The 26,124-nt window shown below is 44.9% G+C and carries 16 protein-coding genes; 1 reads left to right on the top strand and 15 read right to left on the bottom strand.

Annotation, left to right across the window (positions count from 1 at the left end; translation table 11 throughout):
- Window positions 1-37 precede the first annotated feature (37 nt).
- A complete protein-coding gene (locus Q1V85_RS09980; protein ID WP_300599438.1) occupies window positions 38-631 on the top strand; it encodes a transposase in 594 nt (197 codons plus the stop codon).
- A gap of 88 nt (window positions 632-719) precedes the next feature.
- Here Q1V85_RS09980 and Q1V85_RS09975 read toward each other — a convergent pair whose 3' ends face one another.
- The 15 genes from Q1V85_RS09975 to Q1V85_RS09905 all read right to left on the bottom strand — a co-directional run bounded on the left by Q1V85_RS09975 (window position 720) and on the right by Q1V85_RS09905 (window position 25,219).
- On the bottom strand, window positions 720-1,412 hold the full coding sequence (locus Q1V85_RS09975) for a peptidylprolyl isomerase (RefSeq protein ID WP_300599435.1): 693 nt from the start codon (window positions 1,410-1,412) through the stop codon (window positions 720-722).
- 56 nt (window positions 1,413-1,468) lie between these two features.
- The gene (locus Q1V85_RS09970; RefSeq protein ID WP_300599433.1) at window positions 1,469-3,370 is read right to left on the bottom strand and encodes a family 20 glycosylhydrolase; all 1,902 of its coding nucleotides are present in this window, start codon (window positions 3,368-3,370) and stop codon (window positions 1,469-1,471) included.
- Window positions 3,371-3,440: 70 nt separating this feature from the next.
- Window positions 3,441-4,478 carry an FAD:protein FMN transferase gene (locus tag Q1V85_RS09965; RefSeq protein ID WP_300599431.1) on the bottom strand — a complete coding sequence of 346 codons (1,038 nt, stop codon included), beginning with the start codon at window positions 4,476-4,478 and terminating at the stop codon, window positions 3,441-3,443.
- Window positions 4,479-4,829: 351 nt separating this feature from the next.
- Window positions 4,830-6,593: a phosphodiester glycosidase family protein gene (locus tag Q1V85_RS09960; protein WP_300599428.1), complete on the bottom strand. Its 1,764-nt coding sequence runs from the start codon at window positions 6,591-6,593 to the stop codon at window positions 4,830-4,832.
- A gap of 105 nt (window positions 6,594-6,698) precedes the next feature.
- Window positions 6,699-7,967: a DUF1735 domain-containing protein gene (locus Q1V85_RS09955; protein ID WP_300599427.1), complete on the bottom strand. Its 1,269-nt coding sequence runs from the start codon at window positions 7,965-7,967 to the stop codon at window positions 6,699-6,701.
- A 35-nt stretch (window positions 7,968-8,002) separates the two neighbouring features.
- On the bottom strand, window positions 8,003-8,986 hold the full coding sequence (locus Q1V85_RS09950; protein ID WP_300599425.1) for an alkaline phosphatase family protein: 984 nt from the start codon (window positions 8,984-8,986) through the stop codon (window positions 8,003-8,005).
- A gap of 22 nt (window positions 8,987-9,008) precedes the next feature.
- Complete coding sequence (locus Q1V85_RS09945) at window positions 9,009-11,018, bottom strand: M60 family metallopeptidase (protein WP_300599423.1); 2,010 nt, start codon at window positions 11,016-11,018, stop codon at window positions 9,009-9,011.
- A gap of 11 nt (window positions 11,019-11,029) precedes the next feature.
- Window positions 11,030-12,784 (bottom strand): DUF5008 domain-containing protein, encoded by a 1,755-nt coding sequence (locus Q1V85_RS09940; RefSeq protein ID WP_300599421.1) that lies wholly within the window; start codon window positions 12,782-12,784, stop codon window positions 11,030-11,032.
- A gap of 11 nt (window positions 12,785-12,795) precedes the next feature.
- Window positions 12,796-13,527: a fasciclin domain-containing protein gene (locus Q1V85_RS09935; RefSeq protein ID WP_300599419.1), complete on the bottom strand. Its 732-nt coding sequence runs from the start codon at window positions 13,525-13,527 to the stop codon at window positions 12,796-12,798.
- A gap of 37 nt (window positions 13,528-13,564) precedes the next feature.
- The gene (locus Q1V85_RS09930) at window positions 13,565-15,133 is read right to left on the bottom strand and encodes a RagB/SusD family nutrient uptake outer membrane protein (RefSeq protein ID WP_300599417.1); all 1,569 of its coding nucleotides are present in this window, start codon (window positions 15,131-15,133) and stop codon (window positions 13,565-13,567) included.
- A 10-nt stretch (window positions 15,134-15,143) separates the two neighbouring features.
- Window positions 15,144-18,311 carry a SusC/RagA family TonB-linked outer membrane protein gene (locus Q1V85_RS09925; protein ID WP_300599415.1) on the bottom strand — a complete coding sequence of 1,056 codons (3,168 nt, stop codon included), beginning with the start codon at window positions 18,309-18,311 and terminating at the stop codon, window positions 15,144-15,146.
- Between the two features lie 36 nt (window positions 18,312-18,347).
- Window positions 18,348-19,394, bottom strand: coding sequence for a DUF5007 domain-containing protein (locus Q1V85_RS09920; protein ID WP_300599413.1), 1,047 nt, complete (start codon window positions 19,392-19,394; stop codon window positions 18,348-18,350).
- Window positions 19,395-19,410: 16 nt separating this feature from the next.
- The gene (locus Q1V85_RS09915) at window positions 19,411-20,586 is read right to left on the bottom strand and encodes a discoidin domain-containing protein (RefSeq protein ID WP_300599411.1); all 1,176 of its coding nucleotides are present in this window, start codon (window positions 20,584-20,586) and stop codon (window positions 19,411-19,413) included.
- 11 nt (window positions 20,587-20,597) lie between these two features.
- Complete coding sequence (locus Q1V85_RS09910; protein WP_300599408.1) at window positions 20,598-22,214, bottom strand: RagB/SusD family nutrient uptake outer membrane protein; 1,617 nt, start codon at window positions 22,212-22,214, stop codon at window positions 20,598-20,600.
- 20 nt (window positions 22,215-22,234) lie between these two features.
- Window positions 22,235-25,219, bottom strand: a complete 2,985-nt coding sequence (locus tag Q1V85_RS09905) for a SusC/RagA family TonB-linked outer membrane protein (RefSeq protein ID WP_300599406.1) — start codon at window positions 25,217-25,219, stop codon at window positions 22,235-22,237.
- Window positions 25,220-26,124: the final 905 nt, after the last annotated feature.

The following is a 26,124-nucleotide window of genomic DNA, read 5'->3' as shown; positions in this document are numbered from 1 at the left end:
ACCGGCCTGTTTTGCAACAGGCAACCAATGCTATCCTATGTACAATCCAGCACACCATCACCGCCGGTCCATACGCCTGAAAGGATATGATTACACACAGGCCGGGTTTTATTTTATTACCATCTGCTGCCAGGACAGGGCGCGCCTGTTTGGGAAGATCATCGATGGAAAAATGATCCTGAACGATGCCGGAAAAATGACCGAAAAATGGTATTACGAAATAGCCTATAAATTTCCCGGCAAAAAATGTCATGCGATGGTGATCATGCCGGACCATTTTCATTGTATTATTGAAACGGTTACGGGAAAACCGGGACCATTATCCGGCGGGGATCCTGATCCAGGGGAACATGCGGGACGGGGTGAACACGTAGGTCGGGGTGAACACGTAGGTTGGGATGAACACGTAGGTCGGGGTGAACACGTAGGTTCACCCCTAGGGCGGGCGGTACAATGGTTTAAAACAATGTCTACCAATGAATATATACGCGGGGTTAAAAACCTGGGCTGGGCGCCTTTTAACGGCAAATTATGGCAACGGAATTATTATGAACATATCATCCGGAATACGGCATCATACGAACGGATATCAAAATATATTATTGATAATCCTAAAAAATGGCGGGGGTAAAAAGGTTATTGAAATGGGGATGTGGGAGGTGGCGAACACGTAGGTTCGCCGCAACACGTAGGTTCGCAACAACAGAGGTTCGCCGCAACTACCGTTTTACCATCTTTGCCTTGAGGATCCGGACGTCACGGATCGGGCGATCGCGGTCTTTGCCCTTACTGGTGGGCACTGCGGCTATCTTATCGAGCACATCGAATCCCTTTATCAATTGACCAAATACCGTATAGTTTTGGTCCAGGTGCGGTGTGCCGCCGATGGTGGTATATACTTCTCTGCAGGCCGCCGGGATTGTTCGGCCTTTGAGCCGTGTTTTTTCAAGTGTATCCAATCCGCTGTTTGTCCATATCTTGCCCTGAACAATATAAAACTGACTGCCGCTGCTGGCTTTTTGCGGATTTACATCATCCCCTTCCCGCGCAGCGGCCAGCGCTCCCTTCTGATGAAACAAGCCGGCTCTGAATTCTGCGGGTATCGTATACCCGGGTCCTCCTTCTCCAAGAGGCTTGCCACCCGGTGCTTTACGACTATCCGGATCGCCCGACTGGATCATGAAATGCTGGATCACCCGGTGAAAAAGCAGGTCTTTATAATACCGGCTTTTCACCAGTTTAATAAAGTTATCGCGGTGCAATGGTGTTTCGTCATTTAACCGCAATACCATATCGCCGTAATTTGTGTGCAGCAGTACGTCTTTTTTATAATCGGCCGAAACAGGTTTGCTGGTGGCGCAGCTGCTCCACAATAGCAAACCGGCAAAGCCCGTCAACAGGAGTTTCCTCATTTTAAAGCTTTTTTTCACAGATACTTCAGCGGAAACGCGCTATTAAAAATGAATGACTATTTCGCCCGCTTTTTCAAATCTGCTACTTTGATGGTCATCTGGCGACCGATCTCTTTTTTTCCTTTATAGGTAATAATACGCAGCTCATCGGCATCTTTGGGGATCTGTAACGGCTCTTTATACTTCGGATAGAAACGGTCGGGCGCTGAATTATCAAAACTGGTATAGATATCCAGTCCTTCCATCTCCGGTGTCAGTGTTACAAAATAAGCATCTCCCTTTTTGGCAACCGCCACCATCGGGTCATAGATCGCTGGTGAATATTTGATCTCTGCTGCATTGAAACGGTCAAAGAAATGTTCGGTTTTGGCTGCAAATTTATTCCAGTCCTTTTTTTCCATTGGCGACCAAACCGATTCGGCGATAGCCAATCCCCGCGGCCAGGTCATGTACTCGGCCTGCCGCATGGTATATACGTTCTCTGTCCACAGGTTGGCCTGCCCGCCCAAAATATATTTTGCATTGGCGCCCTCCGGTATGGGATTAAATTTGTAGGTCTGCGATAGGCGTAAAGAAGCATAAATGGGCACTTCTGTACTTACATCGCCCTGCATATAATCAATATAAGCAAATTGGGTAGGGCTCATCACCACATAGTGTTTAGATTTTGAAGCCTCAATACCATATCGCTCACCCCGCCAGCTCATCAATGCCGCTGTTGGTGAAATACCGCCTTCCAGGATCTCATCCCATCCCATTAGCTTTTTCCCTTTTGAATTTACAATCTTTTCCAGGCGTTTTTCAAAGTAGGCCTGTACTTCCGGTATGGTTTTTAATTTTTCCTTTTTCATCAACGCCTGCACCTGCGGATTTTTTTCCCAGAAGTTATGTGGCGCTTCATCACCGCCTACGTGGATGTAGGGAAAGGGGAACAGCTGTGCTACTTCCGTCATTACCTTATCCATAAATCCATATACTTTTTCGTTGGCCGGGCAAAGGGTATTATCAACCATCGCGATCGGAGGTGCCCCGTGTGACCAGTCCATAATCGGCTCGCCGGAGCGCACCTGGTATTTATCAGCGCCCTCGGTACAGGACAATTCGGGGTAAGAAGCAATGGCCGCAAGACTATGCCCGGGAACATCAATTTCCGGAATGATGTTGATAAAACGGGCCTTTGCATACTCCACCAGCGCTTTGATATCTTCATGCGTATAATACCCGCCATATGATTTAGGCTCATCCGGTGCAGGCGGGGTAAATGTATTGAACAATCCCACTTTGTTTACACGCCATGCGCCCACTTCCGTAAGTTTTGGCAGGCTTTTGATCTGCAGCCGCCAGCCCTCATCATCGGTCAGGTGAAAATGGAACATATTGTATTTAAACCGCGACATGTTATCAATATACTTTTTCACTTCGTCTACGGTGAAGAAATGCCGGGATACGTCTAACATCAACCCCCTCCATCCCACTTTCGGGTAGTCTACAATTTCAACCGCGGGTGCCTGAAACCGCATTCCGTCTACCCGTTCCACGCTTTCGATCTGGGGCGGCAGCAGTTGTAAAAATGTTTGCACTCCATAGAACAGTCCGGCCGGCTTATTGGCCTTTATTGTTACCCGCTCCGGCGTTACGGAAAGTGTATACCCCTCTTCACCTAAGCGGCTGTCTGTACTTTTATTGAGCAGGAGATTAATCGTTCCCGCAGTATTCCCTTTCCGTTCCTGCACGGTAGCGCCCGTGTTGGCGATTCTATCTTTTAAAAGCGCGTAGGTATGCCCCAGGTCCGCTTTTTCAGGAACACTGATGGTTACATTCTGTGGTAATATAAAAACACCCGGCTGTGTGGTCAGCGAAACCGGCTCCGGTATCAATGCAATGGATGGTGCGGGCTGCTGCGCAGCTCCGATCAGGGAAAAGGCGATTGCAAAAATTGTCAGGGATAGTTTGTTCATAACAATCAATTATTATAAGATTTGGCTTCAACTGCTAATATAACCAATTCGGCCCGGAATCAGTTAAGATTCAATTGCGGTTTTTAAGCGCTTCAAAGCCTGCGGAAGCTGTATCTGCCACGGTTCCGTTTTCTTTTGTGTAAATGAAATAGCCCTCTATTCCGGGATGTTTTTTTAGAAAGGCAAAGGCTTCATCCAGGTGGAATCCCACAAATACATTATCATAGGCATCGGCTGTTATTCCATCTTTTGCCACAATGGTTGCGCTGATCATTTCATTTTGAAGCGTATAACCCGTCCGGGGATCGATCAGGTGTGAAATTTTCTTGTTGCCATTCTGATAAAAATTCCGGTATTTTCCTGAAGTGGTTACGGCGCCGTTATCTAAAAAAATAGTTTTGATCAATACCGGTTCTGCTGCATCTTCGCTCTCCGAAGGACTTTCCACGCCTATTTTCATCCGTTCTCCTGAAGGTTGTTTGCGGCCTTTTACTCTTATTTCGCCTCCCACTTCTACCAGGTAATGCTGAACATTCCTGCACTCCAGGAAATCGGCGATCACATCCACGGTGTAGCCCTGCGCGATTCCGTTAACATCAATCGTAACCCGCGGGTCTTTTTTTAACAGGCTATCCCCTTTAAAATACAATTTCTGATAGCCCACATAGGCCAGCACTGCCTTTACCTGCTGCGGTGCAGGTACTGTTTTGGATCGTCCATCCGGACCAAATCCCCATAGCTTTACCAGCGGCATAACAGTAATATCAAAAATACCTCCGGAAGCCCTGGAAACCTCCTGCGCCTTTGTAACCACTTTTTTCAGGTGTATATCCGGTACCAGGCCCCGCTGCGCCTTATTAAACCGGGTGATCAGCGAATAGGGTTTGTAAATAGATAAGGAACTGTCTATGGCAATAAAGATGCTGTCTGTTTGAGCCCGGGTCAGGCTGCTGTCTTCCGCATAATAGGTAATATGATAGGTGGTACCCTGGGCAAAACCGTTGATATGGAAGGCTCTCAGTTCGGGCTGTTTATTAAAATGGGCAAAGGTGAAGATCAGCAATACTCCACCCAGCAACCAATAGGTTTTCTTAAAAAAATCCGGCATAATGGCCAAAGATAGGGCAGAAACCGGAAATGGAATAAGGGGTTGTTTACTGGTAACCAAAGCCACTGAAACGGGACAGCACTGGAAACCGGACGACGAAATATAAAAAATGTGGCCTATAGGGGCGTATCATCCAGGCTATAAATAAGTGGTTATTTCTTTTTTGCCAAGGGTTTTCATTTTTTTAAGGCAGGCCTTGCAACAAAATCAAGGCATTCTTCGGCATATCAAACAAAAGTACAAAACTTCAAAATCGCCGAATTTTATACCTGAATTTATAGCGTCTAACCTGTTATCATAAAAAAACTGCCACTGAAAACCAGTGGCAGTTCCATATATTTTAAAAACAGCTTATGGTACAATATTTACGGCAATCTTCGCTATCATTCCATTATAGGTACCTACTAACTCGGTACGGCCTGCTGTTGCTCCGGCAGTAAAGGTCGTTCCTGAAATCGTGCCGAGGCCATTGGCTTCGGTTAATGTAACGCCACTGATGGCGGAAGAAACGATATGTCCATATTGATTGAGCCCATAGAACTTAGGCGTAATGGCAGCGCCTGCCTTTACCCTTGGAGCGTACATATCTGCCACCAATTTTACCACCACGTTGTCTGTGGGAGCGTCGGATACTACGAACAGGGCATTACCTGCGTTGGGAGCGGTTGTGGTGTTTCCCGGACGGTTTACCAACCCGGAATTACTAAAACCAGCACCTTTTACATACATCGTACTCAACGCTCCTCCGTTCATATGCACCGCATCTGCAACCCCGTACAGTTTCAAAATTTCTGCCAGGTCATTCGTTGAAATGCCAACCGATTCGCCTGCGATCACACCTTCTGCCGCACAGAACACGATCATTGATTTATCTGCGGAAGCACCGATCACTGATCTTGCAGCCCGGGCAGTTACCGGGTTGATGATCTGCCCGTTGTCCAGAATACGCAAATCGCCTGAAACCATTTGCTGTACAATAGTACCCGTGGCTGTATTCCTGGCATAGTTTGCAATGGTTAACACATCACCGATACCATATCGATTCAACGGGATGGCCAGGAAATCATGGCCCGAAACTACCGCTCCGTTGGCTGGTATGGCTGTATTTCCGGGCTGACCATATACTACCTTAGTATTGATTCTTACTTTCACATTGGTATAATCGCCCCATCCGCCGCTTACCGGCGTAACCGCCATTTCTGTTCCAAAATTGTTGGTTTGTGTACTTTTTCCTCTTGCCGGGTTAAACAAAATCAGGTCGTCCTGGGCACGGCTATTATTCACGTTTTTAATTCCTACTTTTTCTCCGTCGGGAACCTGAACATAAGAGATAAATTCAAACGGATCAAAGTATATGGTTCGGCCATTAAAATAAACCGGCGCATAAGAAGGCATCGCATAGTTCATGTTTGTGATCAATCCATCTACGATACAGGTGTTATTCACCCTTCCCAAATTGGCATTACCTGCGGTATTATTAAATAAATCGCCGTTTATACCTGCAAAATAATTGATGCCCGCAACTGTTTTGCGTACCGCCATGGCCGGCACCGTTTCCGTATTGAGCACTGTATCCCTCGCCAGAACGGATTTAAATGAGAGACGGGTGTTGGTAGCATCAATAAAAGTGAGGTGTAATTTGAGGTGATTGGTCGTGTATTTATCTACAAAATTCAGCACCATATACCGGGTGCCTGGTCCTACATCCATGAGCGTTGTCGTATCAATATCATAATAGTTGGCTCCAATTTTCAGCCCGGGCTTAATACCTGGAACATCGTAGGTAAACGTCATCTTATTCGATCGTTTAGACCCCGCATTTACCACAATAAAAGCACTGCCCGTACCATAAGGAACCACCACCACAATTTCATTACCGGTAATTGATACCAGATTCAGTTTCTGGGTACCAAAGTAAACCTCCCCTCCTTCCGGAAAACTTCCCGAGATCCGGATGGTATCCCCGATACTTCCATTTTGCTTACTCAAACCGGTAATCGACGGTGCGGCTTTATCTTCCTCCAGACCGGTATTTGTTTCTTTAAAATCCTTATTACAAGAAAGGACAAATCCTGCTATTAAAAGCAGTAATATTCGGTTCCTAAAGGTTTTCATCGCTCTTGTATTTAATGTCTTTAATATCATTTCATATTCCGGCAATGCCTGTTGATCCATTGCCATTTAAAATTTCGTACGATTCTGTTCCGGATTCAGTTACTGCTATTCATTGGCAATATAAAAGCCGTTAATATCAAAATTTGCATAACGAATCATGTCTCCATTTGGCTTTACCCCGATCAGATCTGTCATTTTATAGGCGAAAATCTTTTTATACTTAGAGAACCCATTGCCTACCTGCCAGCGGTTTCCGGGAAATGTAGCGCCATTGGCTGCCAATGCATATAATAACAGCCCCGTGGGATGATTAACAATAACGTTATTGTTAATAATGCAGGGATCCCGGTACACGTCTCTTGTCCATCCGCTATTGATATTGCTTCTTGTGGCAGCGGTGGCACTGGAATTAAAGGCGAAATAATAAAACGTTCCATCCGTTACCCCCGACTTGTAAACGCCATACCATCCTCCATTAATACCCTGGAAGAAACTGTTAACAAAAGTTGCTGCATAATCCGCCGATTTATAGGCAAGAACCGTATCCCCGATCTTTACATTCGGCCTGTTGGTAACCGTCCAGCTCACTACAGCGTTCTGGTAAGATCCCTGGGTAATAACGCCCACCAACCGGTTGTAGCCCTGGTTGAAAAATAAAGAAGTTACATTTTGGAAACCGGATGCTACTTTGACGGGCTCTCCGATTGTTTCGCGGTCCTTTAACGGGTATACCCATAAATTACCCAGCGTATCCTGAAGCATCAGGTCGTCATAAAAAGTAAAGATCTGTACCCGGGGATCATTTATCTGGGGAATGTTTCCCATGTACTTACCTACGGGTTGCAGTTTACAGGTAAATACATAATACGCAATTTGTTTTTGATCGTCGATTTCATAGGTCGGATCTGAGGTCTGAAATTTTACCGGCAATACATACACCTCTCCATTGGACAGCCCGTTAAGATTGAGACTGATCGGAAGCGTACCGGTACTATTCGTTCCTTTTTTGATCGTTACATCCTTGTTCAGCACATAATTGGCTGTGGGTAATAATTTCGCCGACATGCCCTTCTGGTTATTGTAAGCATCTACATATGTTTGATCCAGTATCTGAAATTGAACCGGCACATCATGACTCGCTACATCCTGTCCGCCCAATGTAACGTTTATCAGGTTAAACGCAGTATCCTTTTTATAGGAGTCTACATAGAGCCGGAAATTAATGTTTCCGCTTAAACTAGCCTGAACCAGGTAGAGCTTTCCGTATGATTTTAAAGCAGGGGTTGCTTCGGGAAAATTCTCTTTTGCACAGGAACCCATGCAGCAGATCAACAAAACCGCCAAACTGCTTTTTATCCAATTCTTACTATTCATAATTCGTTTCATATTATCTCTTACTCGGTTATTCGTTACTTTGTAAAAAATTCCAACTCGAAGCGATCGATCCAATTGGCACCAGTAACTATTGTACTGGGTTTGAGCACCGACAGCCAGTACAGCATCATCGGAGCAACGTCTTCGTTTTTAGCCAGGATCGCAGGATTTAACTTTGTGATATCCTGTCCGGTAAATCCGGGATAATGAGCAATCATGAAACCCGGAATTTTAGCCTTCGAATCTTTTGATTTCATTACAGAATCGCTCACCTGTGTGGTCGTTACAACGGTCAGCCATTTTTCGTCTTTAAATGTAGGACGGCTTTTTAACGTTGTCATAATATCCCCGATATATCCGTCCACAGTCCGGATCGCCGCCTCATAATCAGCTCCCGCTGCATATCCGAATTGCTTCCCCGCTTTCTGAACGGATGAGAACCGGGCAAATACCACGTCCATATTTTCCGACTTTAAAATCGTTTCAACGTTCGTTTTGGTTTCCACATCCCCGGAGGTAACCACCTTCTTATCTGCATCTGCCAACAGCGTTGTTACCAGGTTGGGCCAGTCAGCAACTGCTGCAAACTTCTTCGCAGGTAACACATCGTGTATATAGCGAAAAGCGGTAAGGTTCAGGGGAACAGGGATGGTACTGGTGGAATCTACCGGAACCGCATAAAATGTGCTATCCCATAACCGGGTTTCAAGATTACCGGTAAACATAGAGCCAAAGGATGCGGTGTTGTTTACAGGAACATTCACCGTTGTATTGAACGAATATTTTGCATGCTGCAGCATCCCCTGCAATGTGGCCGGTTTAACCGCTTGCAGGACAGTAGCTGAAAGGCCGTCGATATTGATCAGCAATAGCTTGCGTTGGTTCGATACCGCCTTCACCGTTGTATCCGGTGTATATTGCTCTATGATTATGCCCGGGTCGGCAAATTTCTTACAACCTGCCAGCAGGAAACCACTCCCTAAAAAAATGGTTGCTATCTGATATAATTTCCTTCTCATTTTTCAATTTGAATTATTACGATTATTGTCCTTCGCCCCCGGCGGTTGGCGGATAAACAGGCGTTTGGGTTGCTACACCTCTGCGGGCTCCGAATTCTGCCGTTTGTGCGGTGTAAACAGTAGCCGCATTCGGAAATGCCGTAGCCATTTCAAAACGGATATAGCGCACGCCTACATAACGTTTATTACCGTCAAAGTCCAGTTTATTGATCGCTGTTCCTCCATTGTCTATCCCTGCTCCGGAATAGGCCTGGGTCCAGTTGATATTATCCCAGCTTACATAAACTTTGATCGTTTTAGGACGGAAAGCAGAGGAAGCATTTGCGTAGAAGAAACCACCCACATCGGCAATGCCTCCCATATCAAACGTAATTACGTGCGGCGTATGGTTCACGCTCGACTTCCAATAGGTAGTGGTATCTCCGTCAAACAGGTAATTGGCATAGAATTTTCCGGTAGTCGCTTCCTGACAGCAGAAATTAGCAACAGACCAGGAGGCCCGGTCAAATTCAAGCGGTCTGGGCATCAAAGAATCTTTTATCCCGGTTTTTGTGATAGGATTATATAAAAACACCGTCCTGGTCATAAACGGATACTTTTTTTCGATCGAATCAGTTACCACGGCAGAAACCGGAATGGCCCATGCCCGGAAGAATGCAGAAAGATCTGTTTTTGTGTACTCGCAGGCCTTATTGAAAAAATAATCCATCTTTTGCAGATCGTTAAGCGATCCTAATGTATACTGCCTTGCATCGTACTCAATATACTTCATCAATTCATAGCCATAGACTTCGAACAATTGTACAAACGGCAACAACTTAATCAGATCGGCATTTGTACGGGCGGTCAGGTCCTTATTAAACTGGCTTGTAAAGGTTTTAGCCTGATTGGAATACCAGATGCCCGTGTCAACAGCCAGTTTCATCAGCGGATTTAAATTGCCATAATTAATATTCAGGCGATGGGCCATTTTGGCCGAATACAGATTGGCAGCCGTACCACTCAAGCCATTAAATAGCCAAAAACCGGTATTATGATTCCTTCCAATTTCAAACAGGGTTCTCCAGGCACCTTTTGTGGTCAGCGACCGGTGGTCTGCAATTTCATTGGTAAATAAATTTTCATCCATTTGCATTACCACGGGAAACGAATTGTGTGCGTAGGTTAACCGCGGCTGTGCATCCATAATTACCCAAATGGGGTGGTTGGGTGCTTTATTCAGCGAATCGTTGGTTACATCTTCCAGTCCCTTGAATTTGTAAATATCCTCGTCAATGATGCGATCCCACTCCTGCATCAATTCGGTAGGATTGGCAATCGGATGTTTATCCAAAAACAGTTTTGGCAATTCGAAAATAATGCGCTTACCTCTTAACTGGAACCAGGGAACCGTAGATGCCCGTACCTGCGCATTCCATGCTTCATCTGTTGATTGTCCCAGAATAAAATCCGGCGAACGAACCGCTCCTGAAATTTTCACCGTAATGGTGCCCAATTCTTTTACCGTACCATTGGTTCTCAGGTAAATTGAACCTCCATAAAGATTGCGAATCACATTTTTACCAGCCTGTAACGACAGTTGGTTGTAGATCAGCGGATCTCTTTTTATAGCAGCAACGCCGTTCAGGTTATCCGTCCAGCCGCCGATCTGGGCCACAACTCCGGTAACTCCGGCGGGAACTTCTATTGTGATCGGTTCTCCGGTTGGCGCATACAATCCTGTACTATAGAGTGGTTGGGGGGTTGTTACAATACGAATGTCTGAGCCGGGAACATAACGGCCGGAAAAATCGGTGGTCACTTCCACATTCGTCAAACGCGGTTCACCCGCTCCCACCAGGCCCGGGAAATTTTTGGCCGCCAATAATTTGGAAAGATCCTTTCCAAGAGAATCGACCTGGCCTCCCTCCATGTTTGGCGCATTCTCCCCATGTTCGTAGGCATCGGCAAAATTATATCCATACTTGTTGCAGGCAGAAAAACCCAAAAGGAAAAATCCCGCAATCAGCATTAAATGAAATCGCTTCTTCATAATTCTTTGATTTATTTAGGTTCCAAACCAATTCTGATCATATTTGATACTGTCTCGTTATCAAACAGGTTAAACGTCCCCACCAGGAGCAAGGCCCGCTTTGTGCCGGATTTTGTTTCCAGCATATCGTTGATGGTACCGCTCATTGCTCCGGAATTATTAAGACCAGCCGCCAGTGTGCCATCTGCATTCAGGATCATAAAGTTTTGACGGGTTACATACGTTGTTGACCCGGGAGCCTTATACCTGCCAAAGTTTCCTCCAATCACGATCTTTCCATCGTTCAGCTGCCCGGCATAGGTAACCCAGTTTCCTCCGGTACTGCCGGTGCGTTGCATATCGCCCATTACAAAAGTTGGATCCATTGTGCCATTCTCATTTAACATCGCAATGCCTGCGGGTGTTTCTATACCATTAAATGTTGTAAACGTACCGATAACCATCAGTTTCCGGGTCGTTGCATTATAAGTAATCCGGGCAATCACTCCATTGGCAGCTGCCTGAAAGGTGGGATCCGGTTGACCATTTTGATCGACCATAAAAATCCGCTGTACCGGAATATCATTAAATCTTGTAAAACTACCTACTACAATGATCTTACCGTATGGAGAACTTCCGTCCCGGATCTGAACGGCATCGTTGATATCAGCGTTCGCGCCTTTCAGTACCAATCCACGGGTGTTGTCGTAATTATAGGTGGTATCCAGGTTGCCATCCTGATCCATCGCGGAAATATTGCGCATATAGGTATTTTGCCGCACTACCGCAGTATAGGTGGATTGATTATACTGGTTTTTGGTATGGAATCCAAAATTCCCGATACTGATGATGCGTCTGTTCTTATCAAGGAAGGCACGCAGCACCGGCGTATTATAGCCCCCGATAAACGCAGCCAGGGTATCTATATTGTGTTCCGGCTCCAAGGGATTGGGATTATAAACGTTTTGTATCACGGAATCCATCTGACCAGTTGGATAGATCCGCGTCATATTATAGGGGCCCTTCCGCCCGGCATAGGTACCGAAATTTCCATATGCCAGGTACCCCGAAAATCCGGTAAGGGGAAGTATTCCGGTTATAGCCCCGTTTGGTCCGGCACCTTTAGCAAACTCCGTACTTACAGCTCCCGTGGTTGGGTTTAACTTTAACAGATAGCTGGTTGCCGATGGTATGGAGCCCGTTGCCGATGTGGCCATATAAGTGGTTTCGTTGTTGTAGCGTCCAAAAGAGCCCATGATATAAATGTTCTGAACAGCTCCGATTTCTTCCAGGTAAATCCGGTAGACGGTTGAATTGGGGCCGGTACCTAATACGATATTTCCCTGCTGATCATTCGCCAGTTTATTAAAGGTTGAATCGATCCAGACACCACCATTCACTTTAAACTGCGGACCAAAATACATCCGGTCATTTACCACGATCGTAGCCGATCCGGATGAAGCATTGTCTGGTATTACAACCATGATGGTACTATCAGCAGGCGATATTTTATCAATCTTCGCCTCAATACCGTTGATTAAAAACTGTACCTGGCCGGCCGGCAAATTCACCAGAGAATCCAAACCTGCCACTTTAAATTTCACCAATGTACCCGCGGATCCATAGCCCGGAACCGGAGCTTTACCGGTAAATTTTATGTTGGTCTTGACGGCAGGCTTATAAGCCCCCGAAAAACTCTCGTCGTTTTTTTTCGAACAGTAGGCTCCGGCCACCATCATTACAGACAGGCCGATTATTAACCGTATTTTAATGCGCATTCGATTCATGACTCTCTGTTTCAGTTCGTTTGTTTATTAAATCCATAATATCTGGCCAAGGTCCAGGCATCTATAATATTGAACCCAAAATAGTGCGGTGCATAATACACCCCGTCAAATCCGGTACCCAATTCTGTAGCATATGCAAGCACATGAACCATTCCGTTTTTTGGCTTTATATTACAAGTGGCCACCCGGGCCAGTATCCAGGAATTAAAAGGGGCCGCTTCACTGGGCACGTAAGAAATATTTAAATACCGGTAACCCTGGTACTTGATCCCCCGCGCACTGGTAAACACCCCGCCGATATTCATGACCCTTCCGCCCATGGACCGGGAAAACTCACCGGGAAATGCCTGTTTATTATTAATATCCAGCTGCGGATAATCTTCCAGTCCCTTCTGGCTCCGGTACATGTAGTTCAACAGGGCGGCCTTCCAGAATTCCGGATTTACAGAAGCCAATGAGGAAATGGTGTCCTGACCCAGATCTTTTAAACGGTCATTAAAATAATTAACGGTCAGGTGGATACTGGAATCAGCAGGAGCAAAAAAAGTGAAATTGCTGTCCCTGAAATAGGACTCCATTCCTGCCAGTTTGATCACCTGCACCAGGGTATCGAAGATGATCGGCTTGGATTCCAGGTACTCCATCATCGACCCGTCAAAGTTTGCCTTACTTAAGCCTGAGTTAAAATAATACTCTTTCTGGCAGGCAGTAGTCAGCAAAACAATTGCTAACAAACTACCCATAACTGTGTATCTGAATTTTCTTTTCATGCGTTTATAATTACATCCAGAACGGATTGGGTTTAACTTTTGGATTCGCCAGTAATACGTCCTGGTGAATGGGATACGTCCAGGCTCCGTTTAAAAACTCATCATAGGTAATGGGGAATGGCGTGTATTGACCGCTCAGGATCCGCCGGGTTCGCACCAGGTCATAAAATGTGGAACTTTCGCCCATTAACTCGCGCTCACGCTCCCACCAGATGGCATCTCCCAGCAACTGGCCAAACTGGTTTGTTTCGAGTCCTGTGTACAATTCGGCACCCGCGCGCTGCCGCACCATGTTCACATCCTGAACAGCCTCAGCATAACGTCCCAGTTTCTCCAGCGCTTCGGCTCTTAACAAATAGGCATCCACATAGCGAAACAGGATTTTGGCATCATTGGGATTTTCGGTTTCCTGCTGGGTGGCGAAGGTGTTGAGGAATTTCTTGAACACAAACTGACCGTCGCTCGTATACATATTGGGTTCCTCAAACCAGTTATCAATGCGTTTATCTGCAGGCCCGTTATTCTCCTGGTCGTATAATTGCTTCAGGTAGGGTGTTGCATAATACAGGTAGGTAGCCGTAACGTTCTTCTTATACGGAGTTCTTAATACAATATTGGCTACAGATGCCAGCAGCCCGAAGGTTTCCCCAAAGTTATAATCCTGCCCTATTTCAAAAAGACTCTCCTTGGATGTTCCTTTGAAGATTTCCTTAAAATTCTCCAATGGCAGCAATTCATAGGCGCCCCCGTTTTGCGTAATCAATTCGGTGCCCAGCCTTACCGTTTCCTCATAATAGGTCTTTGCATTATTCTCGTCAAAGCCGGCCATCCACATATTCATTTCCATCATCAGCGCCAGTGCTCCGCCCCGCATGGCCCGAACGCCGCGCATGGTAGGATCTCCGAAGGTCCAGGGCAGATCATCCTTGGATCCTGCTAAAGCTGACAGACAATTTCTAAATACCTCCAGCTGATTCATCCGTTCGTGTGGCTGATCATCCGAAGGGTCTGTTACGTAAGGTACATCACCCCAATGCCGCACCATCAGGAAATAAGTCAGACTACGGATAAAAATGGCCTCAGCCTTGTATTGTTTCCGCTCCGCATCTGTAATATCCAGGATATCTTTGCTATCGATATTGGCAATAATTGTATTGGCCGTTGTTACAACCCGGTACAGATATCCCCAGTTGGTCATGTTTTTAAAGCCAAAATTCGTTGGGGTCTTGTAAAAAGAGCCATATGAGCCGGAAGTACTTGCAGTTGAATTCACCACCGTTTTGATCCGGTTATTGTTCAAATCACCAACATAAAGCAAATCCTTGCCCGGGGTGGAAGGTATCCAGGCCGTGGCGCGATAATCAGCCATGGCCAATAATGTGTATCCGTCCATACAGGTATAATTCCGCAACAGCACATAAGCGCTTGTTGTAAACTTCTCTACATCATCTTTACTTTTCCAGAAATTGTTACCGGACATGGAATCCACCGGATCTACATTGAGAAATTTTTTACACCCGGTTGCTGAAAATAGTACCGCAACCACCCCTATCATGAATAAATATTTTCTGCTGAACATACGTTAAATTTTAAAATGTCACATTTAAGCCTATCGAAAACTTTTTTGGATTGGGGTATCCATTGGGTTGATCCCTTCCCAGGTCGGAAACATTCTCCGGGTTGGGTCCCGAATAATTGGAAATCACCCAAAGATTGTAACCGGTAAAATAGACCCGTGCACCCTTCAGCCGGATCCTGCTGACCCAATCCTTTCTTAAACTATAGCCCAGGGTAAATGTGTTCAATTTAAAATAGGATCCGTCTTCCATAAACAGGGTTTGGTTATACCTGAAAGAATTAATCGTAGCATTCTGTTCATATGAATAAGGATTCGGATAGGTTGCAATATCTCCCGGAGCTTTCCAGTAATTATAATCATCAATCAATGGAAGTGAGCTTTGGACAGTGGGATAATAGAAATACTGGAACCTTTTGGCCAACGGTGTATTCAATACATCCCGGAACAGGGTATAGGACCATTGCAATGACAGCGTCCAGTTTTTGTAGATCAGGTTATTAATAAATCCTCCCGTGATCTTGGGTTGCGGATCTCCTACCGCAACGCGGTCATTGTTGTCAATCACATAATCTCCGTTCAGATCGGCAAAAATAGGATCCCCGCCTCTGAGCGGGCGGCCGTTGATTTGCTGACGCTGACCGGTTAGTGGGTTTACAGGCACATCCGCATCGGTTGCATATACCCCTCTGGTATTAAATACATAATTGGTCAGCGCATTACTTCCCAGCCGGTAGAGCACCGGCAGTCCTAATTCGTCTCCGGGATTTACAACCATTTGCCGGGCATTATTCGGCAAATGGGTCAATATGTTTTTATTGAATGCCCCATTGATATTCATGTTCCAGGTAAAGTTTTTTGTTTGAATAGGCTTGAAACGTAATGATAATTCATGCCCATAGTTTACCATACTGATCTCATTAGTGGGCTTATTTATGTAGCCCGACTCTGTAACAATATCTACTTTCCTGCTCATATTTTCAACCGTGCGATAATAGATATCATATTCGATCGCGAATTTGCCTTTCAGGAATCCGGCCTCAAAACCTCCATTCCAGGAATTAGAGGTATTCGGGAGGAAATAAGGATTTGGAGCGGTTTCAAAGCTGAGGCCAACCGAGGGCTGTCCCATATAAGTACTGCCGGGATAATATTTCCCGTAAATAGCGTATACATCTCCCTGCGGAACAATATTTTTGCCCCAGCTGCCCCGCACCGAAGCATAATCTACCCACTTCACATCCTGCATAAATCGTTCCTTATAGAGGTTCCATTTAAAAGCTGCTGTTGGATTATGGCTGTAGCCGGACAGTGGCCCGTTGGTAGAGGTTCCATCGATCCGGTAACTCAGTTCCAGTACATAGCGCTGCTCATATGCATAGCTTACATTACCTCCGTAGCCAAATATCCGGCTGTTCCTGGGTACACCATTGGTTCCAAAACGGGAGTTGGAAAGGTTATAGCCAATAGGACCTGAGATATAGTCATTAGGAGCACCATATAATAAAAGGGCATTGCTACGCACCATATCCACCGATAAATCGGAAAACGCATACCCGCTGATATAATGCTTCTCGTTATTAAACGTTTTACTATATGTTAATACGTTCCGGTTATAGTAGCCGTTGGTAATTCTTGAAAACGTATTGTACTGAGCCAGGGGGTTACTACCCGTAAAAAGATAGTAGGAACTGCCACTGTTTAACCAGGATGGGTAAAAGGTGTTACTATTGGAATGTGAATAAGAATGGCTACCCAGGGCCTGGAACCGCAGATTTTTAAGGATTACCAGGTCAAACTGCAGGTTCGACATAATCGTAGCCGTTTTGTTGTCCTCCTCTATCTGAAATGCTGCCAGGGCATCGCTGTTCTCTGTATAAATACCGGGAGGAGGCAGTGTGGTAGATGCCATACCACTGGTAGCCACACCCGTTTGTAACAGACCTACTCCACTACCATTATTCCGGATAGAATTGTTGGCATTGATACTGGCCGTCAGTTTCATTTTTTTGGATTTGGGCTCATAAATGGTATTCATCGCCAGCGTGTACCGCGACATTCCGGTATTTTGAATGATCCCTTTTTCGTTATAATAACCCAGGTTGATTTTATAATTAAAACTGGGATCGCCCCCTTTAATGCCCAGGTTATGGTTTTGGTTGTTTGTGTTCCTGTAGAAATAAGACTGCCAGTTGGTAGAGTTATTATAATAAGGATTTAAACTGTCTGAAAGATAGGGGTTGTTGTTGACCAATGCCCAGCCTCCGTGCTCCGAAAGCCATTGGTTATAGCGAATCAGCTGATCGATCTTGGTTTGGCGTTCGATACGTCCTCCATAAATATCCCGCAGGCGTGGAACCGTACTGACAAAATAGTTGGTGATATAGTTGATCTCGGGTTTACCGGACCGGCCTTTCTTTGTATTAATGATCCATACCCCATAGGCACCTCTTGAGCCATACACAGAGATTGCGGCCGCGTCTTTCAGAATCTGTACGTCCTCAATATCCTCTGCAGGAATCAGGGTAAGCGGGCTTACCCCTGCACCAGCGGTGGCAAAACCATATTCGTAATCGGTATTGGGATCAATCGGCACCCCGTCAATGATGATCAGGGGTTGGGTTGAAGCCAGGTAGGCCTCATTACCGGAACCGGAAACATCTACAGAACTTAAGCCACGCTGAAAGATCGAGCTACGGGCACCAGGCATACCGCTATTAGTTTGAATATTCACCCCGGGCACCTTCCCCTGCAGCAGGTCTGCCAGGTTGGCGGCCGGTACATCCTTAATATCATCTGAAGTAATGACCACTGATGACCCGGTTGAAAGCACCTTGCTTTTTTTCGCAAATCCCATTACCACTACATCATTCATCGCGCTTTTGGCATCGTCCGAAACCAGGTAAATCGTAATGTCATTCTCATTCCCGTTCAGCTTATACGTTTGCTTTTTATACTCCACATAGGAAAAAGTAAGGGTTTCTGTACGGGTCATACGAATCACAAACTGTCCTGATGAATCGGTATGCACACCCCGGCTACCCACCACAACAGAAACACCTTCTATCGGCTGCTGCGTTTTATCGTCAACAACTTTTCCGAGTATTTCAACCTGTTGCGCGTACACCAGGTGCACTGAAAAACAAAAAAGTGTAAGCATTAAGCCCTTCAATATCCTCATAGCTTTTCGTTTATATTTTCTATTTCTATAAGCAGATTAATCATTCGCGAACTTGGGTGATGTATTTTTAAAGTGGAAGGCAATTTCCCAATCTCCCTTTTGGTAAATTGCGAAGCTAAAGCCGAGGCCTGCCGTTACACCAAAGCCACCAGGTCCCAGACGGTAGTACTCAAACTTTACTGCAGCCCGGCTGCCGTTCCCATTCGTGTAAGGGGTGGTGATCGGTGCCAGCGGAATTGGATAAGCTACCGTATATTTCACCTCCGTATCGGTTAGCTTCATATTAAAACCATGTACCAGCCGGTCCCACTGGGTTTGATTGAATAATTTAGGATTGATGGGTGTATAAGCAGAGTCGAGAAATTTAAACGTTAATGTATTTCCCTGTCCACCCACTAACTTATTAAAATACACATCCACCTCTCCTGTTGTCATCGTGCGGCCATCTTTATTACGAATGAAGTTTGCAAGTGTAATTCCGCTGGTACCAGCGTTTAATGCAGGACTGGATGCCATGCCCGTTTGCTGGTTATAATTGTTCGGGTCATACGGAATTTGTTTATAAGGCATAAACCGGAGATTGTAATAGTAGCGGGTAGCACCGCTGTTCGACACTTTTACATCGAACACATATCCCGAATCCGGTCTTGTCAATAACTTCGAAGTATTTACATCACCCCAAACCACCACGTCGCCTGAGCCTTTCCGCATCTCAAAAATGCGGTGGTTTTCAATTGTTCTTTTGGCCTCTATTTCTGCCAGCGAAGTTTCATTTCCTGTATAAGAGCCGGCACCGGTTGTTTTCCAAACGGTTACAGGATAAATATCATTCGTCAGTTCCGGCGCCGGCTCACCGTTGAAGCGACGCATATTCACAATTTCAAATTCCATCGGCAGCGTAGACTGACCATAGTTGAAGGGGCCACGGGAAATATAATTCCGTCCCAGTATCGGCGAGAAACTAGTCGTTAAAAAAGTTGCCGACCGGTCGATTGTATCCAACTGCTTGGGCAGGCCTTTTTTACAGGAGATCCCTGATACCAGCGCTCCTAAACATACCGCCACAAAAAAAAGTCTCTTCATAAAATATCTAAATAAATTAATAAAGCATCCAGATTTCATCCAGGTTCGAATAAGGCCGGTCTGTATATAAGCGACCGGAAAAAACCTGGTTCACTATAAAACGGAAATACCGGGCCTCCACTTTAACATTATTGTCAAATGGAAACTTATGGGGCAGCTTAATCGTTGAGCCATCCGCTTTATAGTCAAAACGGAAGGAAGTCCATACCGAAGAGTCTTTCAGATCTGCCCCCTCCTTTGCAAACTGCACCGTAAAATCTACAGGAGAACCGTCATGAGCGCCATCGGTTCGCACCTGGATGGTAACCCCTCCGATCAACAGGTTCTTTTTCATATCAACCGTAAAAAATAGTGGTAGCGGAATGCCCGACACGCTATGCCAACGGGTGGACAGGTCATTATCCAGTGCATGTGCCACCGTGCCGCCCCAGGTACCCAGGTATTGCGAATGCCAGGCAATGGGCGTCCACCCCGTGCGGTCCCAGGCCGGGGCTAATAACTTATCTGCAAAGCTGGCAAAACCAAATTCATGATTCTGGGAAAGCACATGCACCAGCGCATTATCGGCTTGTACAGCCCCGATCGTACTGGTAAGCGCCGATTTCCAAAAACGGTTAAACCTGGAATTATTCATGTCGCTTAACTCAATTACTTTAGGGCCGTCCTTCACCGCTCCCACGGCGTTTTGCTGAATGGCTTTCAGATTCATTTGATAGCCCAGTACGGATTCGGTAGGAAAACCGGTGGAAGATTCCGCCAGGTCCTCATATGTATATCTTTTATTGAAAATATAGCGGGCAATCAGCTTTTCCAGGCCCAGGTAGTCAACCATGCCTGAATCCGGCCGGCTCATATCATTGGGTGAAAAATACAGCGGCACACTGTCCTGCTTGGCCCGCTCCAGATTAAAGCTTTTGATTGCCGTTTGAAAAGCAGTGTTCGGTATTGCAAAAATCGTCATTGAGCCCGGTGACGACAGCATTTGTTTAAAATGAGGATAGCGTTTAATGATCAGCACCATAGAATCATAGAGTCCTTTCTGGCTTTCAAGATACTGCAGTACGGTTCCATCATACTTTACAGTCTCGCTTATTGCAGCTTTATAATAAGGGCTTCCGCCTTTATGACAACCGGAAAGCAGCAGGAACAGCATTGACAGCATCAATGAGCTGAGGATAATTTGCTTTTTCATTTTGCGTTGAATTATCGTTTCCAATAAGAGTTTTGTTCAATCAGAGGGTTTTTATCGATGATATCCTGGTCAATAGGCCAGTAAATACCTCCCTCATCCAGCAGTTTATTAAATTCAGCATTATTGCGCGCAAGGCGGTTGTAACGAATCTGGTCGTACCACCAGCTGCCCTCACCGGCAAGCTCCACCCGGCGCTCACGGAAAATATTATACAGGATCCCGCCTTCCATACTGGCCTCTGTTGGCTGAAGTGTAAATCCCGGACGAACGGCACTGATTCTTCCATAAAAAAATCCGGGTGAGTTGCGCGGCTCGCGTACATCGTTCAGGCGGTCAAATGCAGCCCGCATATCACCCAATGCATAGTTGGCTTCCGCCATCAGCAGCAAGTTGTCTTCCCAGCGGAAAATGGGGATGCAGGAGCCGAAGATGGGGAAATTGCTGGAGCCCGTCTCGATATTTTTAAACTTTGTAAATACGGGGATACTGCCAAAATAATTGGAGAAATAAATTTCCTCATAGTTTCCGAATTCTGACTGATAGGGATGTCTTACATCTCCAAAATAATGAAACCACCGGGCAATGGTATCCCTTGGCACGTAGATATCCGGCTTGGCACGTACCATATAAGGACTAGCCAGTGTTAATGATTCTATATGTCCTACCCCGCTGGGCCCCGATTCCCTGTTCGTCATATTATAGGGGAATGAGATCATCTGGTAACAAAGATTCCCTTTGACGCCGTTACTATAAAAGATACTGTTGCGGCCGGCAAGATATCCTCTCGAATTGGAATAGCTGATCAACCCCGTGCGGGCAGCCGTTGCATTGTTAAAGATCTCTGTTGTTGCAGTAAGCACAGCCGCATAGTCGCCGGTCCATGCATACATCTGCGCCAGTAATCCCAGGCATTGATAATAGCCCCAGAACGCATTTCCCCAGCTGCTCCAGGCCTGACCATAATAGTTGCCGTCGTAATTGAGTTTGGATTTATCATCGCCACCGTATTCGGTAGGTAAGCTGTCTTTATACTGCCGCAGCTCCCGAATGCAATAATCCATTACCTGTTCCTGCGGCGCACGCGCAACCTGTATGGTTTCCCCATTCTTGGTAGCTTTTGTGATCAATGGCACATCGCCCCAGATCCGCACCATATAAAAATACAGGAAGGAACGTAACATGTGGGCCTGCGCAATATCTACCGTACAGTTTAAATCAGAATAACGCAGATCCGCCTTGCATCGCTGCGCATTTTCGATAAATGTATTACAAGCGTCGATGGCTGCATAAAACCGGCGCCAGTTGGTCAGTTTCTTGATCTGCGGAAAGCCTTTATTCAGCTCATTCTTAATAATCGCGTCCAGGTAGTTCCCACTGGAAGTAGCCACAAAATCGCCCTTACGCAAATCGCCATATAACCAGTGGCCATTGTTATCGGCCAGGGCTGCCCGGGAAAGGCCATAAATTGCAACCAGACCGTTTCGCGCATCGTCGTAGGACTGCCACATATTTGTAGACGCTTCGGTTGAGGACACGGTGGTGTCCAGCTTCTTATTGCAACCGAAAGTCACCAACAATATCAATCCGAATAACAAAAGGATCGTTTGTTTAAGATTCTTACTATTCATAACTCAAAAATCTTTTGTAATTAAAAGTCCAGTTTTATTCCTATTATGAAGGATTTGGGAATGGGCAGGCTTCTTCCATCGTAGTACCCCATATAGTCCACCTGTTCGGGATCGCCTCCTGAAAATGATGAAATCGTAAAGAGATTGGAGGCGGTTACATACAGCAATGCTTTATTAAATTTCGACTTCGCCAGATAAGGAACATTTGAAAGATCATACCCCAATGATAATGTTCTCAGTTTCACGTAACCTGCATTTTTCAGGAACAAATCCTGGTCTACCCTGTATGGAATGGTACTGCTCCAGGGATTATATAAGGGATAATCGTTATAATCAAATGTCTTCTGCCAAAACGTAATTTCTTTTACATAACTAATATCCTTTGAGTTTTCCGTATTCACAAAATCCAGCTTATTAGCCATGGAACGGTTTAACAGCTTCTGGCCCAGCGCCACATAAAACTGAAAATCCAGGCTAAAGCGTTTATAGCGCAGATTGGATCCCAGGCCGCCTGTATAAACAGGGAGCGCATTTCCTTTTAATACTTTATCCTTTTCGTCGATGGTTCCATCATGGTTATTATCTGCCCAGTTGGCGTCACCCGGCGAAAAGTTAATCATCCCGCTAAATGTGAGGGGATCGCGCGTTCCGTCCGTATTGAGTCTTCCACTGGGTATATCGGCCGCTGTATTGAAAATGCCTTTGTTTTCATATACCCAGAAAGCATCTACCGGCTTTCCTATTTCCAATTTCTTATTGCCGTATATCAGGGATGTTAACCCATAAGGAAGTTTCAGCAATTTGTTCCTATTCCAGCTAAAGTTGCCATAAAGGTTCCAGCCAAAATCTTTTTGACCGGTAACCACTCCTGCATTAAATGTGAGGTTCAGGCCACTGTTCTGCACCTCCATTCCCTGAACATATTTGAACGAAAATCCATTTTCTGCTGCCACATTCGTTGGCGCAATCAGGTTTTTATTTTTATTGTTATAATAGTCGATACCAATTACATACCGGTTTTTGAACAAACCGATCTCTGTTCCGATGTTCATGCGCACCGAATAGGGCCAGTTATAATATTCATTTACCCATCCATAAGTGTAAGGCTGCGAAATACCTGCCAGGCCGGCATAACTTCCCAGCGTTGGTTCATCACTATATCCTAAATCAACCCGGTATTGTGGTCCAACCTTATAACGATCGTCCGAAAGCAGATTCCCAAACTGTCCCCAGGAGGCTTTCAACACCAGCATACTGACCGGATCTGCTTTTATCAGTTCGTGCAGGTTAAACCGGGCACTGGCCACCGGAGTAAACAACCAGCGGGAGTATTCCGAAAAATTAGATGACCCGTCATAACGGCCTACAAAATCCAGGTCCAGTAAGTTTTTAAACGAATAGCCGATACGGCCATACACCGATGAAAGATTGGCCTTGGTTTTATCGGTAAACGGATACCCGAAAATATCATTCCGGTTCAGGTAAAATTTTCCATCAGCTGTCAGGTATGTTTCTTTGATTTTGATAAAATCATTAGGCGTATTATAGGCCACCACATAATCATATTTAATAAAATCAGAAATATAACTCTGTCCCGCCTCCAGGCGAATTTTTTGCGCATTATTATTAAAAGACAGCGCGTACTTAATATTATTAAGGATCGAGAACCGTTGATTGAACCCGGTATATACCGATCCGAAGTTATTATTATCCATCAGCGCCTTCGGATAGAATACATCCCGTAAAGACTCTTCATAGTCCACGGCTGCCTTTGTGTTCAGTTCCAGTTCACCAAATTTGGCGCGCACACCAAAGGATCCGAAAAAGGAATTATTGATATTCTTATCCACCGCCCCGGTATATTTTTTCAAAAAACTGTTGTAGGCGCTCTGGTTGGGTGCCAGCGGGTTTGACAGATCCGGTACAAATCGTGTTTCTGCAAAACGATCGCGCAAACTATGATTTCGATTGCGGTCCATACGCGTTGCGTTTACGTTACCGGATACAGTCAGCCATTTAGCCGGCAACATATTAATTCCAAAAACAACATTGTACCGATTTTGAGAAGTAGCATCAAAGTTTTGATCCTTGGTCTTGCTGATATTGAACATAAAGTTAGCCCGGTCCATTCCTCCCAGTAACCCTACACCCAAATAGTGCACCGGTTTCGACTTATAATAAACATCCTTCCAGTTAGCAGCCCCGTAAAAATTAGGATCCAGTGTATTGGCTACATACAGCGGCTTATTCTGGATTTGATCCAGGGTTGCATATTTATCATAATAGCGATTTCTGAAATCCGCCTCATATTGGCCGTTAACGGTGTATACAGAAGGGCTGCTCAATATTCCGAAATACGAATCCACATTAATTTTACGGTATCCCGATTGTGCATTCTTCGTTGTAATCCAAATAGCACCATTAGAGGCAATGGGTCCCAGGGCAGCCAGATCAGAAGGGGTTTTGAGCACTTCTATCTTTTCAATATTATTTACGTCGATTGTAGAAAGGATGTTGGTACCGGAACCAATGCGGTTGAAATCGTAGCGCTGGATATTATAGCTTAACGCATTTTCCTGCACCAGCGGAACCCCATTTACAAAAATGGCCGGTTGCTGTGCAATGAGATCCTGTTTATTAAATACAGGCATATTCAATCCGCGGATATACATAAACTGTTCAGCGCCCGGCTCTCCGCTTTGTTCATTAACATAGAGTCCCGCTGCATTTCCCTTCAGGTATTGCTGTACGCTGGTAAAGGGCGCTTTTTTTACTCCAGACAGGTTTATCAATGTCAATAAAGAGGAAGAGTCGCTTAGCCCTGGATGATTGGAACGTTTTAATTCCTGATTGAACTTTTGACCAGCAACCACCTTCAATATAGAATCCTGCTTCTCAGCATCGGAAAGCGAATCAACCTGGGCCATTCCATTTAACGTTATTCCCAACAGCAAAAAAACAATCAATTGCTTTCCGCAGTGTACAAACAGCTTTTTCAATTGCATACTAAACAGTTAATCAATTCAGAAAGAAATCTATTTTATATATTCACTCTTTTATCCTCATGGTGCAGCTTTGCAGGAAGTTCCTGGATCCGAAAGTCAATATAAAGCCCACCCCGTTGCTTCAAAATGCATCTGCATTTATAAACAAAAGTTTTATTCACCAAATAAATGCTCCTGGGAGCGAGAAAAAATACACTGCAAGCACTCGTCAATATTCTCAATTCGTCCTGTTAATCCTCATAAACAACCTCCAAATAGTTTTAAATAAAATTTAAAAATGTTTATTTCATTTAACAGATTTCAAATATATAAGACTAAAATGTATTCAGCAAAACTTATTTAAAGTTTTTTATAATAATTTTTTTGTTAAAATACAATTAATAAATCCTTAATATTAAAGTAAAATACCTGCCTCTATAAAAAAATCTTCTATAAAAAAATAGAATAACCTATTAAAACTTAAGCAAAAAATAGCAGAACGGATTTTTTGCTGATTTTTATTTCAAAACATTTTGGTTCCTTTCCTTCTCGTAAACCGTTCGAAACTTACGTAAGAAATAAAAACCAATCGCAATACTTCCGAAACCTGTATTTGGCCCAAAACCGTTTCGGACAAGGGAACTGCATGGACCAACCTGCATCCTATCCCACTGCGTGATCCAATACCAGCACCATTACTTTATACAGCAATACGATCCTGTTATCGAATATGAACCGGGTATGATTACTACCCGCTAAACGATTCAAAGAAAGCGATTACTTCTGTTTAATAATTAACCGCTATCATTATTACTAAAATAGTCATATCCTTTTGATAGTTGTTTTACTGCCCCGGGGTTTTGGTAATATGACTCCAACGCGCGTACTAATGTGTTTTCTACATCGTCAAGGCTGTTGAATATTTT

This window comes from Niabella sp., assembly GCF_030150205.1.
Classification (GTDB): domain Bacteria; phylum Bacteroidota; class Bacteroidia; order Chitinophagales; family Chitinophagaceae; genus Niabella.
Note: the sequence above shows the minus strand (reverse complement) of the source record. Positions and strands in the feature narration are given on the sequence as shown.